15 protein-coding genes are annotated in these 17437 nt (G+C 67.3%); 5 read left to right on the top strand and 10 right to left on the bottom strand.

Annotated elements, in window-relative coordinates:
* Positions 1–308: 308 nt before the first annotated feature.
* From V7787_RS48910 to V7787_RS48875, 8 genes are all read right to left on the bottom strand, one after another.
* Positions 309–1655, bottom strand: coding sequence for a DEAD/DEAH box helicase (locus V7787_RS48910; protein ID WP_336094849.1), 1347 nt, complete (start codon positions 1653–1655; stop codon positions 309–311).
* Positions 1656–2193: 538 nt separating this feature from the next.
* On the bottom strand, positions 2194–2745 hold the full coding sequence (locus V7787_RS48905) for a GTP-binding protein (protein ID WP_336094848.1): 552 nt from the start codon (positions 2743–2745) through the stop codon (positions 2194–2196).
* Positions 2742–3701 (bottom strand): hypothetical protein, encoded by a 960-nt coding sequence (locus V7787_RS48900; protein WP_336094847.1) that lies wholly within the window; start codon positions 3699–3701, stop codon positions 2742–2744. Before V7787_RS48900 ends, V7787_RS48905 begins: the two co-directional genes overlap by 4 nt.
* An 84-nt stretch (positions 3702–3785) precedes the next feature.
* Positions 3786–4145 carry a roadblock/LC7 domain-containing protein gene (locus V7787_RS48895; protein WP_336094846.1) on the bottom strand — a complete coding sequence of 120 codons (360 nt, stop codon included), beginning with the start codon at positions 4143–4145 and terminating at the stop codon, positions 3786–3788.
* A gap of 71 nt (positions 4146–4216) precedes the next feature.
* Entirely contained in the window at positions 4217–4657 is a 441-nt protein-coding gene (locus V7787_RS48890; RefSeq protein ID WP_336094845.1) for a roadblock/LC7 domain-containing protein, read from the bottom strand.
* A 363-nt stretch (positions 4658–5020) separates the two neighbouring features.
* Positions 5021–8602, bottom strand: coding sequence for an ABC transporter permease/M1 family aminopeptidase (locus V7787_RS48885; RefSeq protein WP_336094844.1), 3582 nt, complete (start codon positions 8600–8602; stop codon positions 5021–5023).
* A 13-nt stretch (positions 8603–8615) separates the two neighbouring features.
* Entirely contained in the window at positions 8616–9509 is an 894-nt protein-coding gene (locus V7787_RS48880) for an ABC transporter ATP-binding protein (RefSeq protein WP_336094843.1), read from the bottom strand.
* A 187-nt stretch (positions 9510–9696) separates the two neighbouring features.
* On the bottom strand, positions 9697–10647 hold the full coding sequence (locus tag V7787_RS48875; protein WP_336094842.1) for an AraC family transcriptional regulator: 951 nt from the start codon (positions 10645–10647) through the stop codon (positions 9697–9699).
* Between the two features lie 179 nt (positions 10648–10826).
* On the opposite strand from V7787_RS48875, the gene V7787_RS48870 reads away from it, so the two are divergent.
* The 4 genes from V7787_RS48870 (at position 10827) to V7787_RS48855 (ending at position 15917) form a co-directional block, all read left to right on the top strand.
* Positions 10827–11600 carry an SDR family oxidoreductase gene (locus V7787_RS48870; RefSeq protein ID WP_336094841.1) on the top strand — a complete coding sequence of 258 codons (774 nt, stop codon included), beginning with the start codon at positions 10827–10829 and terminating at the stop codon, positions 11598–11600.
* A gap of 773 nt (positions 11601–12373) precedes the next feature.
* The gene (locus tag V7787_RS48865; protein ID WP_336094840.1) at positions 12374–12655 is read left to right on the top strand and encodes a hypothetical protein; all 282 of its coding nucleotides are present in this window, start codon (positions 12374–12376) and stop codon (positions 12653–12655) included.
* Positions 12656–12724: 69 nt separating this feature from the next.
* Positions 12725–13918, top strand: coding sequence for a low temperature requirement protein A (locus V7787_RS48860; RefSeq protein WP_336094839.1), 1194 nt, complete (start codon positions 12725–12727; stop codon positions 13916–13918).
* A 454-nt stretch (positions 13919–14372) separates the two neighbouring features.
* Entirely contained in the window at positions 14373–15917 is a 1545-nt protein-coding gene (locus V7787_RS48855) for a BCCT family transporter (RefSeq protein ID WP_336094838.1), read from the top strand.
* Positions 15918–15920: 3 nt separating this feature from the next.
* Here the strand turns inward: V7787_RS48855 and V7787_RS48850 are convergent, their stop codons facing one another.
* A complete protein-coding gene (locus V7787_RS48850) occupies positions 15921–16340 on the bottom strand; it encodes a hypothetical protein (RefSeq protein WP_336094837.1) in 420 nt (139 codons plus the stop codon).
* A 242-nt stretch (positions 16341–16582) separates the two neighbouring features.
* Here V7787_RS48850 and V7787_RS48845 point away from each other — a divergent pair, with 242 nt between their 5' ends.
* Positions 16583–17068, top strand: coding sequence for a hypothetical protein (locus tag V7787_RS48845; protein WP_336094836.1), 486 nt, complete (start codon positions 16583–16585; stop codon positions 17066–17068).
* Between the two features lie 48 nt (positions 17069–17116).
* Here V7787_RS48845 and V7787_RS48840 read toward each other — a convergent pair.
* On the bottom strand, positions 17117–17437 hold a 321-nt coding region (locus V7787_RS48840; RefSeq protein ID WP_336094835.1), incomplete at its 5' end, for a winged helix-turn-helix transcriptional regulator.

Genomic DNA, 17437 nt, shown 5'->3' with positions numbered 1-17437 from the left:
GTGCCGACGCAGGCAGGTTCCGTAGTGGGCATCCTGCCCACGACGGAACCCGGCGCACGTCCTTGTGCGCCGCCCTTCGGGTGTCCAACTGCTATCGCGAGTTAGTTGCGCCGCCGGGCCAGAGCAACGGCAACAGCAAAAGCAAAAGCGCCCTCATCCGCCCTTCGGGCACCTTCTCAGCCTTGCACTCCCTGCGGTCGCCGCAAGCGGGAGAAGGGCTAGCTGCGACAGCTATGATTTCGTGGATGAATATCGCGCAAAAAAAGGGCCGGCAATGCCGGCCCTTTTTCATTCCTCGCGATGCGCGATCAACCCGCGCTGCGATCCCGCCGCTGCCCTTGCTGAGCACCACCGTTACCGCCGCCGCGATGCTGCTTCGGCCCCGCATGCGCATGACGCGGCGCCGGCTTGCCGTGCGGACGATGGCCCGGCTTGCGCGGAGCGTTGTTGCCGCGGCTGTTGCCGCCCGGACCGCCCGGACGGCGCGCGCCCGGCGCGTCGGAACCCATGCGGATCGGACGCGACGGCTCGAAACCGGCGACCGTCACCATCTCGATGTCGTCCTTGAGAATGCGCTGGATCTGACGCAGCAAACCACCCTCGTCCGGCGACACCAACGACAACGCCTCGCCGCTGGCGCCGTTGCGGCCGGTGCGGCCGATGCGGTGGATGTAGTCCTCGGCCACCATCGGCAGATCGAAGTTGATCACCAGCGGCAGGCTCGGGATGTCCAGACCGCGCGCGGCCACGTCGGTGGCGACCAGCACGCGGGCCTTGTTGGCCTTGAAATCGCGCAAGGCTTTCTGGCGCTGCGCCTGGCTCTTGTTGCCGTGGATCGCGACCGACTTCAAGCCGGCCTCTTCCAACTGCTCGGACAAACGGTTGCAGCCGTGCTTGGTGCGGCCGAACACGATCACCTGATCGTTCGGACGCGCGGCCAGGATCTGGATCAGCAGGTCGCGCTTGCGGCCGCCGTCGACCGGATGCACGCGGTGGCTGATCGCGTCGGCCACGGCGTTGTTGGCGGCGATCTGCACCTGCTGCGGGTTGCGCATGAACTCCAGCGCCAGCTGCTTGATCTGCGCTTCGAACGTCGCCGAGAACAGCAGCGTCTGACGCGAGGCCGGCAGGCGGCCGAGGATGCGCTTGATCGCCGGCAGGAAGCCCATGTCGAGCATGCGGTCGGCTTCGTCCATGACCAGCAGTTCGACCGCGTCGAGCTTGGCGCTGCCGCGCTCGAGGTGGTCGATCAGACGGCCCGGGGTGGCGACCAGCACGTCGACGCCGCGACGCAGGGCGTCGAGCTGCGGGCCCATGCCGGCGCCGCCGAAGATCGCGTGCACGTTGATGCGCAGGTACTTGGCGTAACCGCGCAGGCTGTCGCTGACTTGCAGCGCCAGCTCGCGGGTCGGCGCCAGGATCAGCACGCGCGGCTTGCGCGGGCCGCTGAGCGGCTGGCTGGTGGCCAGACGGTGCAGCAGCGGCAGGCCGAACGCGGCGGTCTTGCCGGTGCCGGTCTGGGCGCCGCCGAGCAGGTCGTGCCCGGCCAGGGCCAGCGGGATCGCTTCGGCCTGGATCGGGGTCGGGGTGGTGTAGTTCTGTTCGGACAGCGCGCGCAGCAGCGCGGGCGCCAGCCCAAGCGATTCAAACGTCATGTTGGAACTCCAGTGGTTCGCGGTGCGCAAACGCGACGCGCCCGACGGTGCGGACGCGCGAACGAAACGATCGCGTGATGACCCCAGCGTTCCCTTGAACCGCGCTGCGAGTATCTGTTTTGACGGCGCCGGATGCTCCGGGCCGTGTCTGCGCGACGAAAGACGTGCGGGATAAAAAGTCGCGCCGGCGAATCCGAGAACTCGGTGCGGGGCGACAGGCAACCTGGGAAACGTACCCTTGCGGGGAGGCAGCCGTGCGCTGAACGGCGCGAACTCTACCCGAAACCAAGTAAATCCGCTAGTTAAGTTCGGCCGCGGCCGTTAACCGGCGGTTATGCGGACCGGGCCGGAGCGGCTCGGCCGGGGTCGCGCCGGGCCGGTCCGACGCCACCGGCGGAGTGGTTTGCCCAGGCGCCGGGCGAACGCGCCGGCACGGCGGAAAACCTCTTTCCGATTGCCGTTGCGGCAAAGCAACACCGAAAGTAGCGCCGTTCAGACAGGCCGGCGCCCTACCCGGCCCAACCCGTGCGCCGCCCGCTCAACCGGCGCTGGCGAGCTTGGATTCGGCGTAGCGGTAGGACAACAGAATCCGGATCAGCGTCTCCACCTGATCGGTCACCCGCGTGTCCACCCGCACGATCGGCAGGCGATGGCCCAGCCGGATCAGATCGTCGCGAAATTCCAGCAGCGCGAAGTCGTCGCTGAGATCGGCCTTGGTCACCCCGACCGCGAACGATGCGCCGGCGGCGATGCGTCCGAACTCGGTCAGCAGCTCGTGCGCGCGGCCGACCGCGTTGTCGTCGTTGGCGGCGACCAGCACCACCACCCCGATCGCGCCTTCGCACACCAGCGGCCACATGAAATCGAGATAGCGCTGGCCGGGCACGCCGTAGACGTGCAGCAGCTCGTTGTCGCCGATGTCGGTGGTGCCGTAGTCCAGGGCGACGGTGGTGTGGGTCTTGGTGCCGAGCGCGCCGTCGCTGATCGGCATTTCGGTGCTGACCGGATCGCGATCGGAGATCGCGCGGATCGCGGTGGTCTTGCCCACGCCGATGTTGCCGACGAACACCAATTTGATCAGCTCGGTCATTGCCATACTCTGCTTAGGCTCAGGCCGAATCGCCGCGCGAGGCGATGCAGCAGGCCCGGTTGTTCGTTCGCCGGCGTTCGCTTGAAGGCCGAATCGGCGCCGTCGGTTTCGGCCAGCCCGCTGGCCAGCACGGCCGCATACACGCGTTGCAGTTCTTGATCCGAAGCGGTGATCGCATGCGCCAGCTTGGGCAGCATCCAGGCGCGGTCGAGCAGGCAGCTCAACGGCAGCATCCATTGCGCCGGCAGCGCGGATCGGGCCGACAAGGGCCAGGCGCGCAAGCGGATCGGCCGGTCGGCGGGCACTTCGGCGATCGGCGCGGCGCAGGCCACGGCCACGTCCCAGACCACCGATTCCAGCGAATAACTTTCGACCACGTCGGCGGCGTAGGCCTCGACGAAACGCTTCGCCGTCAACGGGGTGACGAACCAATGCGAGCGGGTCACTTCGGCGACCAACTCCGGATACGGCATCCGCCGCAGCAAATGCAGACGCCGCGCGGAATGATCGGCGACCACCCGGAACAGCCCGCTTTCCAGCAGGCTGTGGCCGTCGGAGGTCGACAGCAGGTGCTCCAGGATCGCCGGCCGCGCCAAGGTGTCGGCGGCCGGTTCGCTGTCGCCGGTCTCCAATCGCTCGCGCATGCACGCGGCCAGTTCGTCCACGCCGACGCCGATGTCCAGCGAACGCAGCGCCGCCGGATCCCACGGCAGACTGCCGATGCGGATCACCGCGATGCCCTGCAGCAGGGCGCTGTCGACCGCGCCTCGGCTGGCGTTGGTTTCGGTGCCGACCACCAGCAGATCGATCTTCCAGTACGGCGGCGGGTCGTTCCAGCGGCACGATTCGATCCGCACGCGCTCGCCGCGCAGCCGGTCGATGGCCTGTTCCAGGCGCGTATCGCGCGATCGATCCAGGTCGATGCTCGCGACCACGTGCCGCTTGCTCGATGACATCGCAGTCTCCTTTACCCATGCGGCCCGCGCGTCGGCGCGGACCGCGCCCGCATCCATGCGATGCGGGCGCGATGCGATGTCGGCTTACTTGAAGTCCAGGGTCTTCTCGAAACCCTTCAGTTCGTGACGCGCCATGGCCAGATTGGCGCGGGCGCGGTCCAGCACCAGATACAGGAACAGCGAGTCGTTGCTCTCCAGCGGACGGATCAGGTGGTACTGCTTGCCCAGGCTGATCAGGATGTCTTCGATGGTGTCGTTCAGGCCGAGCTGCTGAGCGACGCGGCGCTTGGCCTGGACCACTTCGGAATTGCCGGCGGCCGCGGTTTCCAGGTTGATGTTGCCGCCGCCGATGGCGGCCAGGGCCATGCCGCTACCGCTGTCGACCAGCGCGGCGCCGATGAATCCGGCCAGATTGTTCAGTTCGTCCAATTGCAACTTCGACATCGCTTGCTCCATTTCGGATGGTGGAAACCGCACTACTGCCGGCGCGTCGCGCGAACGCGGCGCCGGCCGATTCAATTGGCCGCGAGCCCGGCCGCGATGCGTCCGGCGCAATCGCGCGCGGCGACCAGCAAGGAGGCGAGCACGGTGTCTTGATCGGCGACCGCCAGCAACGTCAGCGGCTTGGCCGCGGCGATCCGGAACAGGACCAGATTGCCCAGGCCGGTGCAGGCGGTGGCGTACGAGGCTTGGTTGAGGCCGACTTCTTTCGCCAAGGTCTCGCCGAGGGTCAGAAAGGAACTGGCCATCGCCGCGACGCGACGCGCATCGACGTCGTCATCGCAGCGCTCGGCGAGGATGCGGCCGTCGGCGGTGGACACGCAGATCGCGCGCAATCCGGGCAAGCGCCGTTTGCAGTCGTCCAGTTCGGCGTTCAACAACGCCCGCGCGGGTTGCTCGTCGCTGGAGGTGTGATGCAGACGCCCCAGCAACATGTCGATGGTTGTTCGTTGCATACCGGTCAGGCCTTCCCCCGGCCACATCCCGGGCCGTGCTTCGCGGTTAGCCTAACAGCAAAAGTGTGACAAATCTCACATTTCAGTTTGTAACCAAGTCACTCTTTTAAGTGAGCCGACTCGGCACGGTTGGCTTCGCCCAGGCGTTGCCCTCGCCGAATCGCGAGCGTGGATTGCCTAGCGGCAGTGAGGGCAGACGCGCCGAGCTTGGCGCTCCGATCGGCATGCCCTCTCACATAAAACGTGCCCCGAGCACCCTCCCCCTACCCGCGCAAGGCCGAGTGGGCGTGGACGCATGCGTTCGCGGCCATCCTGCCCCGCGCGGGATCGGCGGCTCCGGCGGCGAAGCCGGAGCCGCCGCCGTTACAAGCGCTTGCGGTTGTCGCTGGGCACGCGGTCGATCAACTTGTTGTAGGGATCGAAACCGACTTCGAACGGCGCCTCATCGACCACCACCGTGAGCTTGAGCGCGCCCTCGGTGACCCGGCGGCGCTGCAACGACAGCACCTTCTCGTCGGCCTCCTTGCCCGACGGGCCGCGCGCGAACACGCCGACCTCGATCCAGTCGTCGAGCTTGCCCGCGGTCTCGCGGCCCTGGCCGTCGGCATAGCGCTTGTCCGCGTGCAGGCGCATGGTCACCTCGTACTTGCCGTCGGCGCGCTTTTTCACCGCGGCTTCTTCCACTCGGTTGTCGTAGAAGCTGATCTTCTCGAACAAGTCGGTGATCAGCCCCTGCTGCTCCGGGGTCGCCTCCGCGCGCAGATAACTCAACAGTTCCGCCGAGGTGGTGTACGGCGGCTGTTGATAGCCCTTGTCCTGCAAGAAGCGCTTGAGCGCGCGGTTGAGTTTGTCCTCGCCCAGTTCCTCGCGCAGCCGGTAGAACACCAGCGAACCCTTCTGGTAATGGATGTACTGCTGGTTCTCGACCCGGTACAGCGGCAACTCGTCGACAGTCTCGCCGCCGCGCCCGGCCAGATAGCGGTCCAGCTCGGTCTTGAGGAAGCGGCGCATCTTGGCCCGGCCGTATTCGCGTTCCATCACCATCAGCGCCGAATACTGCGACAGCGATTCCGACAGCACCGTCGCGCCCTGCACGTTGGCGCCGATCACCTGATGCGCCCACCACTGATGCGCCACTTCGTGCGCGGTCACGTAGAACACATAGTCGACCGCGTTCTTGTCGCGCAGGTCGGCGATGAAGCCGATCGATTCGGAGTACGGAATGGTGTTGGCGAAGCTCTGGGCGAAGGTCGCGTAGCCGGGGAACTCGATGATCCGCACCTGCCGATGCTGATACGGGGTGAAGTTGGCCTCGAAATAGCTCAGCGACTTGCGCACCGCGTCGATCATCCGGTCGACGTTGTAGGGGTGCTTGGGGTCGTAATAGATCTCGATCGGAATGTTCTTGTAGCTGCCCTTCTTGACCGCCCAGCGCGCCGACAGGAACGCGTAGAAGTTCAGCATCGGCCGGTCCATCGCGTAGCTGAAGCAGCGGCGGCCGGCGCGGACGAACTCCTTGCTCAGATAACCCGGCGCCAACGCGATCTGATCCGGCGCGGTGCACACGGTGGTGGAGAAATCCAGCCAGTCGGCGTCGTTGCTGATGTAGTTGTTGGCGCGCGCGGCCTCATCCTCGAGCTTGGGCATGCGGGTGGGCTCGCCCAGGCCGCGCTTGCGGCGGTCGTTGCGGTCGGCGATCTGCCCGCCTTCGTCGTAGCCGAACTGCGGCAACAGGCGGCTGTTGAAGAAGCTGCCGTTCTCGACGATGCGGGTTTCCTGCTTGCCGTTGGCGATGCCGTGCGGGTGGTAGTCCAGGCCGTAGCGGATCTCGCGCTGTTCGCCGGGCTGCATCGGCCGGTCGAGCCGGTAGATGCGGTAGCCCAGCGGCTTGTCGTTGCGCAGCAGCTTGGCGCCGCCCAGGTCGAGCGAAGTCAGCGCGCGGTCGTCCTCCAGGCGGACGTGCAATTCGGCGATCGGCTTGGGGTGGGTATTGCGCAGGGTGTAGCGGCCCTGGATGCGCACGCTCTGGGTTTCCGGACGCAGGTCGATGTCGCTGTGCGAAGCGACGATGCGCGGCTGCGGCAGATCGCGGTACTTGCGGTAATCGCGCTCGTAACGCGCCTGCAGATCGAGCTGCTGTTCGGGCGAGAGGTAGTCGTTGCGGATATTGGTGTTCCAGAACAGGAAGCCGCCGACCGCGACGAAGCCCAACAGGCTCAGCCCCAGCGCCACCCCGAGCCGGCCGCGCAGGCGCTGGCCGGCCAGCCGGATGCGCTGCTTGCCGCCCGCAGCGACTCCGCGCACCCACATCGCCGAAGACAACAGCAACAACGCCAGCAACAACAGCCCCCAGTACGCCTGGAACCACAACTGCGCCGGCAGGAAATGGCCGTAGCCGTTCATGTCCGAATACGGCGCGATCGGCCAGTTGCCGAAGTTGTACAGATAGTGGCTGTAGTCCATCAGCCCGAGCACGCTCTGGCCGATCATCACCAGCACCAGCAAGGCGTAACCGACGAACTTGTTGTTGCACAGCACCTGCAAGGTCAGCGCCAGGCCGCCCATCAGGATGTAGATCACCGAGTCGGCGCTGAGAATCTTCAGATAGGTCAGCGGCTCGATCTGGGTGTAGCCCTTGCTCAACTGGATCAACACCGAGGCCACCGCGCCGATCGCCTGGAACGCCGCGACCACCGCCACCACGGTCAGGAACTTGGCCGTCAACGGCACCCAGTTCGGCACCGGCATCGCGTCGGTGACCTCGCCGATGCGGGCGCTGCGTTCTTTCCAGATCAGTTCGCCGGAGTAGAACAGCACGATGATCACCAGCAGGAAGCTGTAGCTGCCCTGCAAGGCGTTCAACATCTGCGAGGTCACCGGATAGATGCCGGTCTCGTACAGGGTCTGCTGGAACAGCGCGGCCGGAATGAAGTTGGCGATGCCGAACGCGAGCATGACCAGGAACGGCACGCTCTTGAACACGCCGGTCAGATCGAAGCGCAGTTGCGCGCGCAATTGCGACCAGGCGGTGGCCGCGCCGAACCCGGGCACGTACTTGGGCGCAGGCTTGGACCGCGACGGCGCGACCGACGCGCGGCTGGCCTGGACCGCCGCGGCCTTGCGCCGCCAGCGGCGGCGGCCGCTGTTGGCGCGTTCGGTCTTGAACAAGGCGAAGGTCGCCGCGAACAACGCCAGCGCCACGCCCGTCCACAGCGCGCGGTTGGCGATGATGTAACCGGTCAGCGCGGGCAGATCGGTATTGCGCTGATCGGCGGCCCAGTAGCGGACGGTGCGCGACAGCGCGCGGATCCCCAGCGGTTCGGCCAGGGTCGCCAGCCACACGTTGTCCAGATCCTTCATCAACAGCGAACTGGCGACGTACAGGACGAAGAACCCGATCACCCCGATGTACACCCACAGGATGTCGCGGGTGACCACCGCCAGCAACGCCAGCAGCGCGCCGGTGAACAACAGGTTGGGCACCACGAACACCGCGAAGGTCCATAGATACGGCGTCAGCGAGGTCGGCCCCAACCGCGCCGGATCGATCCACGGCATGAACTGGGCGATGAACATGCCCGCGGCGATGGTCAGATACACCACCATGCAGGCCGCGAGCGCGGCGCCCAGACGCCCGAGCAGATAGTCGCGTTTGCGGATCGGACTGGCGAAGAACAGCTCCGCGGTGCCTTGATCGAAGTCGCGCAGCAAGGCGCTGGAGATGAAGATGGTGATGATCAACATGCCCAGCAGGGTGAACAGGGTCAGCCAACTGGCGATGACGGTCGGCGCATTGCGGTGCACGTTGCCGATGCCGCCGCCGATCTGGACCGCGTCGCTGGCGGCGGCGCCGAAGGCCAGCGCGGCGAACAGCCCGGTCAACAGCCACAGCAGCGGCGAGCGCAGTTGCTCGCGCAACTCGAAACGGAAAAATTCGAAGATCATGCCGGCGCTCCGCTCAGGCCACGCGCGCGTGCATGCGCAGACGCTGGAAGTACACGTCCTCCAGGTCCGGCTCGACCAACTCGAACTCCGGCTCCGGCGAGTCCTTGCTGAACACATGGATCACCGGCTGACCGCCGACCAGGCGCGTGGACAGCACGGTGAAACGGGTTTCGTAGCTGTCCAACTCGTCCTTGCTCACCTGCTTGCGCCAGACCTGCTGGTTCAAGGCATCGATCGCATCGCCCGGCTTGCCGGTCAGCAGCACCTTGCCCTTGCTGACGATGGCCATGGTCGGGCACAGGTCGGTGACGTCCTCGACGATGTGGGTGGACAGGATCACCGCCACGTTCTCGCCGATCTCGGCCAGCAGATTGAGGAAGCGGTTGCGCTCCTCCGGGTCGAGGCCGGCGGTGGGCTCATCGACGATCACCAGACGCGGATCGCCGAGCAGCGCCTGGGCGATGCCGAAGCGTTGGCGCATGCCGCCGGAGAAGGTGCCCAGCTTCTGCTTGCGCGCGTTCCACAGATTGACTTGGTTGAGCAGGCCGTCGACCACCTCGCGCCGGCGCTTGCGATCGGACAGGCCCTTGAGCACGGCGAAGTGTTCCAGCAGATCCGCGGCGCTGACCTTGGGATACACGCCGAAGTCCTGCGGCAGATAACCCAGCTGACGCCGCACCGCGTCCTTGTCGCGCAGCACGTCGATGGCGCGGCCGTCGGCGCCGTCCAGGCTGACGCTGCCCGAGTCGGCTTCCTGCAAGGTCGCCAGGGTCCGCATCAACGAGGATTTGCCGGCGCCGTTGGGGCCGAGCAATCCGAACATTCCGCGCGGAATGTCCAGGCTGATGCCGTCGAGCGCGCGCACTCCATTGGCGTAGGTCTTGGTCAGGTCGCGGATGGTCAGCATGCAAGGGCTCCGGGGAAATCGATGCGGGCGGCGCGGAATTCGCGACCGATAAACTCAAGACCCATGCTAGCGAGCAAACGTGACCCGCCCATGGGCGGTTGGTGGGCATGACCGATGGCAGGGGGACGGCCGCGCACTGTGCAACCAGCGTGTTTTACCTGCGCCTGAAAGCACAAAAAGTGCGGTTTCAGCCGCGTTGCCGGTACTGCTTCGGGCTGATGCCGTAGCGCTTTTTGAACACCGCCGACAGATGGCTGTGGCTGGAGAACCCGCACTCCACCGCGATGCTGGCGATGTCGTCGGCGCTGCCGCGCAGGCGCAGGCACACCCGGCGCAAGCGCTCGCCGAGCACGTACTGGATCGGGGTGACGCCGAACGCGCCGCGGAACGCGATCAGCAAGCGGTGCGTGCTCAGGCCGCTGAGCCGCGCCAGTGCGTCCAGGGTGATGCGTTCTTCCAGATGGGTCTGGATGTAATCCTCGATCCGCCGCCGTTGCGGCGCGCTCAGCGTCGGCGCCGAGTCCGGCGTGGCGGCGGCCGCGTCGGCGCCGTGTTCGCGCAGCAGGTGCAGGCACAGCGCCTGGCCCAGCGATTCGCGCAGCATCGCCGCCAGGTCGTCGCCGGCACCGCTCAGGTGAGCCAGGCGCGCGGCGATGCCGTGCACGAACGGGTCGCGGTGCTTCATCCGCGCGGCCAGTTCGGCGCCGTCGCCCAGGTGCGGGGCGTAGGCGGCGTAATGGGCCGGATCGATGGTCAGTTCGGCGTAGGCGATCTCGCCGCCCAGCGCTCGGCCCAGGTACTGGCGGCCGGCCGGGATCAGCCAAAGATCGCCGGCCGCCGGCGTCGCGCGCAGACGGCCTGCGCCTTCGATCCGGGTTTCCAGGCGGTGCATGGGGCCGTCGAGGTGGACGATCAGGGTGTGGTGCGCCTGTTGCAGCGTCCACTGGGTCGGCGCGCCGATGTTTTCGCTGGCGAAGGCGAATTCCACCCCGGGGCCCAACACGATCTGCTCGCGCCGCTCGATCCGCCGCGCCCCCGACCACGCCCTGGCCGCCCCCTGCGCGAGCGCCGCGGCGCCGTTGAGGACCGCCTGTTCGGCGGCGGCGCGGGGCGGAGAAGCTGACAGGTCGTCGGACATCGTGAAAGCGGAGCGGGCCTGGGCCGATGTAAACATGACCTCGTTCACAGATGTGTCAACGCCGCGTGTTTTCGGCGTCGCGCCGGGCCGTTCAGCCGGCGCGCCAGCCGCTGGCTCCGCTGCCCCCTCACCCCGCCGGCCGTCGCGCCGGCCCGTCCACCCCCACCCCGGAGTCCTCCATGCCCGACCGTTCCCTCAAAGGCAAAGCCATCGTCATCGGCGGCGGCGCCAAGAACCTTGGCGGCCTGATCTCGCGCGAACTCGCCGCCGGCGGCGCCGCCGGCATCGCCGTGCACTACAACAGCGACGCCACCCGCGACGCCGCCGAGGCCACCGTGGCCGCGGTCAAGGCCGCCGGCGCCGACGCGTTCGCCCACCAGGGCGACCTGACCCGGCCGGCCGAAGTGACCCGGCTGTTCGACGCGGCCAAGGCGAAGTTCGGCAAGATCGACATCGCCATCAACACCACCGGCATGGTGATCAAGAAGCCGCTGGTGGAGGTGACCGAAGCCGAGTACGACACCATGTTCGCGGTGAACTCCAAGGCCGCGTTCTTCTTCATCCAGGAAGCGGGCAAGCAACTGGCCGACGACGGCAACGTGTGCACCATCGTCAGCTCGCTGCTGGCCGCCTACACCCCGTTCTATGCGGTGTATCCGGGCAGCAAGGCGCCGATCGAACACTTCACCCGCGCGGCCTCGAAGGAATTCGGCGAACGCGGGATCTCGGTCAACGCGGTCGGCCCGGGGCCGATGGACACGCCGTTCTTCTATCCGGCCGAATCCAAGGAATCGGCGGCGTACCACGCCACCGCGGCGGCGTTGAGCAACCGCACCAAGAGCGGTTTGACCGAGATCGGCGATATCGCGCCGCTGGTGAAGTTTCTGGTTACCGATGGGTGGTGGATTACCGGGCAGACGATCTTCGCTAACGGGGGCTATACCACGCGCTGAGGCGGCTAAGCCTTGCGCTTAGGCGGCTACTTCGCGCTGAGGCGGCTACCTCGCGCTGAAGCAGGTGCGTTTGCGGGGCGACGCTCGCGTCTGGATGGGCGCGGGCGTCGGTCCGTTTGGGCGATGTCGGCCAAACGGTTTCCGCCTCGTCGTTGCGACCTTCTTTACCGTCATTCCGGCGAAAGCCGGAACCCATTTTGCTTCTGCTTCTAGCTACGCGAGCAAATCAAGCAAGATCAAAATGGGTTCCGGCTTTCGCCGGAATGACGGAGTGTGGGGGGCCGAAGCAGGTGCGTCCCGAAGGCCGGGTGCGGCACATCCAGGACCACAGCAAGGCGGAGCGTGTCTGCTCCGCCTTTGTCGCATGCGGCGGCCACACGCCCCGCCGGACCGCCGCGTGCACGCGGCTTGCACGCGCGGGGCCGAAAGATAGGCCGATGGGTGCGGCGATGTCCGGGGGGCGGGGCGGATTGCGAGAAGTGGATTGCGAGAACGTCAGCGAACGGCGTCGGCACGATGTACGCCGCTGCGTCTGCGCAATACCGGCCAACCAGGTTCAACCTCCCTACCCCGTCATTCCGGCGAAAGCCGGAATCCATTTTGATCTTGCTTCGCTCCTTCGCTCATTCGCGCGGCCAAAGGCAAAGTCAACATGGATTCCGGCTTTCGCCGGAATGACGGGATGGGGGTATCGACACACTCACGGCAACGCATCGAAACCAGCGCCACCGCAGCACAACCCACAGCACCACACCGAACCAAGGGGAACCCGCATGCACACCGTTCTAGTCATCCTCGGCGGCTTCGTCCTGCTCGGTCTGTGCCTGCTCATCGGCCGCCGCGTCGGCGGGCCGGGCGCGGCGCCGTTGATCCGGGCGATCAAGGTGTTCCTGCCGCTGTGGCTGGTCGCCGCGGGCATCAACATGTACATCGGCGTCGCCCACGCCGGCTATTCGGTGACCGAGGAGTTTCCGATCTTCCTGGGCGTGTTCGCCGGCCCGGCGGTGGTCGCCGATCTGCTGTGGTGGCGGCTGGCCAAACGCCGCAACGGCTGACCCGCGCCGCAATCCCGGCGCCGACCGCCGCGCACACCCGATTCCGCACTCTCCGACGTCCGCACCGCCATGACCCCATCCCGCCCCACTCTGCTGCGCAACCGCGAAGGCCACGCCAAGGTCGGCTACGCCGAACTGTTCTTCGATCTGGTGTTCGTGTTCGCCGTCACCCAGCTCTCGCACACCCTGCTCGAACACCTCACCCCGGCCGGTGCGCTGCGCACCGGACTGTTGTTCCTGGGCGTGTGGTGGCTGTGGATCTACACCTCGTGGGTCACCAATTGGCTCGATCCGGAAAAGGTGCCGGTGCGGCTGATGATCTTCGCGCTGATGCTCGGCGGCCTGCTGCTGTCGTCTTCGTTGCCGGACGCTTTCGCCGAACGCGGTCTGGCCTTCGCCGCGGTGTTCGCGGCGATGCAAATCGGGCGCAGCCTGTTCATGCTGTGGGCGCTGCGCGGCGGCCGCAGCCCGAGCAATTTCCGCAACTTCGTCCGCATCACCCTGTGGCTGACCGCATCGGGCGCGCTGTGGATCGCGGGCGGTCTGGCCGAACCCGAAGCGCGAGCGTGGTGGTGGCTGGGCGCGGTGGCGATCGAATACCTCGGCCCGATGGCGTTCTTCCGCGTGCCCGGACTGGGCCGGTCGACGTTGGCGGACTGGGACGTGGAAGGCGGCCATCTGTCCGAGCGCTGCGGTTTGTTCATCATCATCGCGCTGGGCGAATCGATCCTGATCACCGGCGCCACCTTCGCCAAGCTGGAGTGGAACCCCAGCACCATCGCCGCGTTCTGCACCGCCTTCCTCGGCAGCGTGGCGATGTGGTGGATCTACTTCGACAGCGGCGCGGCGCGCGGCGAGCACCGCATCGTTCACGGCGGCGACACCGCGCGTCAGGCGCGGCTGGCCTACACCTATCTGCATCTGCTGATCGTCGGCGGCATCATCGTGTGCGCGGTCGCCGATGAGTTGGTGCTGGTCCATCCCGATCACGCCGAACCCGCCGGCATCGCCGCCATCGTCGGCGGTCCGGCCTTGTATCTGCTCGGCTGCGCGCTGTTCAAATGGGTCACCAACACGCGCCGGTTTCCGCCGGTCTCGCATTGCGCGGGCTTGCTGTTGCTGGCGGCGCTGGGGTTGGCCGCCGCGCCGCTGCACCTTTCGCCGTTGTGGTTGGGCGCGGCGACCACCTTGGTGTTCGTAATCGTCGCCGGTTGGGAAACCGCGGCCTTGCGCCGCGCGAATACGGTTCCGTTGACGCACTGAACGGCCACCGCGCTTTCGCGATGCGCTAATGCATTAAGACTGCCGCGCTCGCATCGCGGCACCGACGGCACGCTGCGCTCATCGACCGCGAATTGCGCCTAAGAGCCTTGCGGCGCGGTGCTTTGCGCAGCGCCGACGACGACTCTTGCGAGGCCATTGCAGCGCTTCACATCGGTGCGAATCCGCCGATGTGAAGAGCCGTTGTCGCGCCGGCTGCTAAAATCCGCCCGCTCCGCATTCCGCACCGGACCCCAGCGTCCGCTTGCGCCGTCACCGCTACGGCCATGGCTCGCGATGCGGCCGCCTTCGACAGCCCGATGTCCGCGCCCGAGCGGACCTTCGATGCGTCCGCGCCGATCGCGCGGATGCGCCGGGCTATGCCTGTCCGCCCTGCCGGCGCATCGCGCGCAACGGCTTCATTCGCGCGATGCGTTCGCGCCCGTCAGGAGAGTTAATGGTTTTCCGACTGTCCATCGCCCTGCTCGCCGCCCTGGTCGCGGCCGGGGTCATGATTCCGCAAGAGTTCAACGCCGCCATCCAGCACGCGCTCGCGCTCACCGTGGCCAAGGCCGGCTGGCTGTATCTGCTGGTGGTCTCGGCCTCGCTGCTGTTCCTGCTGTATCTCTCGCTCGGCCGCTTCGCCGATCTGCGCATCGGCGGCGACGACGCCGAACCCGAGTTCTCGCGCATGAGCTGGCTGTCGATGCTGTTCGCCGCCGGCATGGGCATCGGCCTGGTGTTCTGGGGCGCGGCCGAGCCGGTCTCGCATTACCTGCATCCGCCCGAAGGCCTGGACGCGCGCAGCATGGCGGCCGCGCGCGCGTCGATGCGTTACGTGTTCTTCCATTGGGGCTTGCATCCGTGGGCGGTGTACGCCCTGGTCGGCTTGGCGATGGCCTGGTTCCAGTTCAACCGCAACGGCCGCGGCCAGATCAGCGATCTGCTCGAACCGCTGATCGGGCCATGGCACCGGCGTTGGCCGGGCCGCTTGATCGACGTGGCCGCGGTGGTCGCCACCGCGATCGGCGTGGCCACCACGCTCGGTTTCGGCACGGTGCAGATCAGCGCCGGCATCGCGCGAGTCACGGGCACGACGGTCACCCCGACGCTGCAGTTGTGCGTGGTCGCGGTGGCGTTCGTGCTGTACATGGGCTCGACCCTGACCGGCCTGCATCGCGGCATCAAGTGGCTGAGCAATCTCAATCTGGCCCTGGCCGCGTTGCTGCTGGCGTTCGTGCTGGTGTGCGGGCCGACCAGTTTCATCTTCGAGACCTTCACCACCACCCTGGGCGGTTACATCAACCAACTGCCGAACATGAGCCTGCGCATGGCGCCTTTCTCGCGCGATCCCTGGGTCGGCGAGTGGACCATTTTCTATTGGGCGTGGTGGATCGCCTGGGCGCCGTTCGTGGGCAGCTTCATCGCCCGCATCTCGCGCGGACGGCGGGTGCGCGAGTTCGTGTTCGGGGTGGTGCTAATTCCCTCGCTGATGAGCTTCCTGTGGTTCGCCGCGTTCGGCGGCAGCGCGTTGTGGGCGCAGATGTTCGGCGGGGTCGATCTGGCCGGCGCGCTCGGCCGCGGCTACGAGCAGGTGCTGTTCGCCCTGCTCGACAGCTTGCCCTGGGGCCGGCTGTTGGCGCTGGCCGCGGTGGCGTTGCTGATGATCTTCTTCGTCACCTCGGCCGACTCGGCCACGCTGGTGCTGGCGAGCATGTCCAGCGAGGAGCGCGCCGACCCGCCGCCGTCGCGGCGCATCGTCTGGGGCACGATCCAGGCCGCGATCGCGGTGGCGCTGTTGCTGGCCGGCGGCCTGGATGCGCTGCAGGGCGTGATCATCGTCGCCGCGTTGCCGTTCGCGTTGCTGCTGATGCTGATCGTGTGGTCGCTGTATCGCGCGCTGGACCAGGAGTATGTCGACAAGCAACGGCAGGCGGCGCGATTCCGTCACGCGATGCAGCGCTGGCTGGATCGGGAAACCCGCTCCGACGGTCCGGCCTGAGCGTCACGCCCGTCCCAGCCGGCGCAACGCGATGCCCAGCGCGATCCGGTAACTGGCGGCCAGATCGCCGTTGATGACGATGGTCGCCATCGGCAGCGCGTGCGCATGCAAGCGTTCGTCCAGGGTGGTCGCGCTGCGGTCGTGCACTTCGATATAGGCGCCGGGCAATTGGTCCAGGGCGCGGCGCACGGCCTCGGGCCGGGCCAGGGTCTGCGCGGCGAGTTCGCCGGGGTCGAGCAATACGAACTCGGCTCGGGCGCTGCGCGCCGAACGCAGTTGCGCGACGAACTCGCGCAGACTCGCGCACGGCCGTATCTCCAGGCGCCGGCCCACCGCCGCGGCGAGGGCGCAAAGGCCGGCGTAGAAATCCGCGCCGAGCGGCGCCGAATCGGAATGGATGCCTTGGACGATGACGATGCTCACGCGGCTTGCCTGTGGTTCGATCAGGAGCGCAGCTTGCGGCGGCGGCGCGTAAACGCGCCATCCGCGCATTCGCGCCGACGCGTAAATTCTTCGAACAATTGCGCCGATCCGTGGCGCGCGCTTGATCCGAACCGGGCAACGCCGTCAGGGCCGAGTCACGCCGCGCCGGCGCGCCGCCGATAGCATGAAACCGCCTCGCCCGCGCTGCAGCGGCGCGGTTTCCATCGACTCTGGAGCTCCCGATGAACGCTCAATCGCTGTCGTTGCTCATCGCCGGCCTGGTCTTGTTCGGCTCGGCCAGCGCCGCGCCGCCGGCCAACCCAGGCCTGCCTTCTCGCGTCACCAAACACGCCCAACCGGCGGCCAGCGTCGACCGCGCCCGGACGGTGCGCTGCGACAGCATCGCCATCGCCCGACTGAGCGAGGACGGCATGCCCCTGCAGGCGCAGCCCGGCGCGACCGTGCACTTCAGTCCCGCCGTCGCCGCGCCGGCCGGAACCGTCGCGCGCGGAACGCCGCTGGCGACCCGGCGCCTGGACACGGTCACGGCCAAAGCGGCGGTCGATCCGCAAACGGCGGTCTACGCGAAAACCTTGGTGATCGCCGACGAAGCCGGCACCAACATTGAGAGCGCTCCGGCCTACATGACCGAAGACCTCACCGTGGCTTGCCTGGACGACGAACCGGTTCGGCAAGACGCGCCGACCGCGGCGGTGCGGAAGAAATGAAGCCGGGCCGCGGCCGTTCGCGGCCGCGGCTTGCGCACGGCGCCGCGTTCAGTCGCCCGCGGCGCCGTCGGCGGCGAGCAGATCCGCGCTCATCTCGCGCATCGCGCCGATGATCCGCGCACGTTCGGCCCCGGCGACCCGGACCAGGCGCCGCCGCCCCACGCTCAGCACCTGCAGCCAGCCTTGCCGCTCCAACTGGCTCACGTATTGCGAAACCACCGATACGCTGCAGTCCAGCAGACTCGACAAGCCGCCGATGCTCAGGCCCGGGTGGCTCTGGGCGTAGAACAGGATCTGGCAGCGCTTGGCGTTGCCGAAGGCTTCGATCAGCAACGAGGCGAACAAGGCCGCGTGCTCGGTGCGGGCGGC

It is taken from the genome of Pseudomonas sp. CGJS7 (assembly GCF_036961695.1).
The sequence above is the reverse complement of the archived record's forward strand: the minus strand, read 5'-3'. Positions and strand labels throughout refer to the sequence as shown.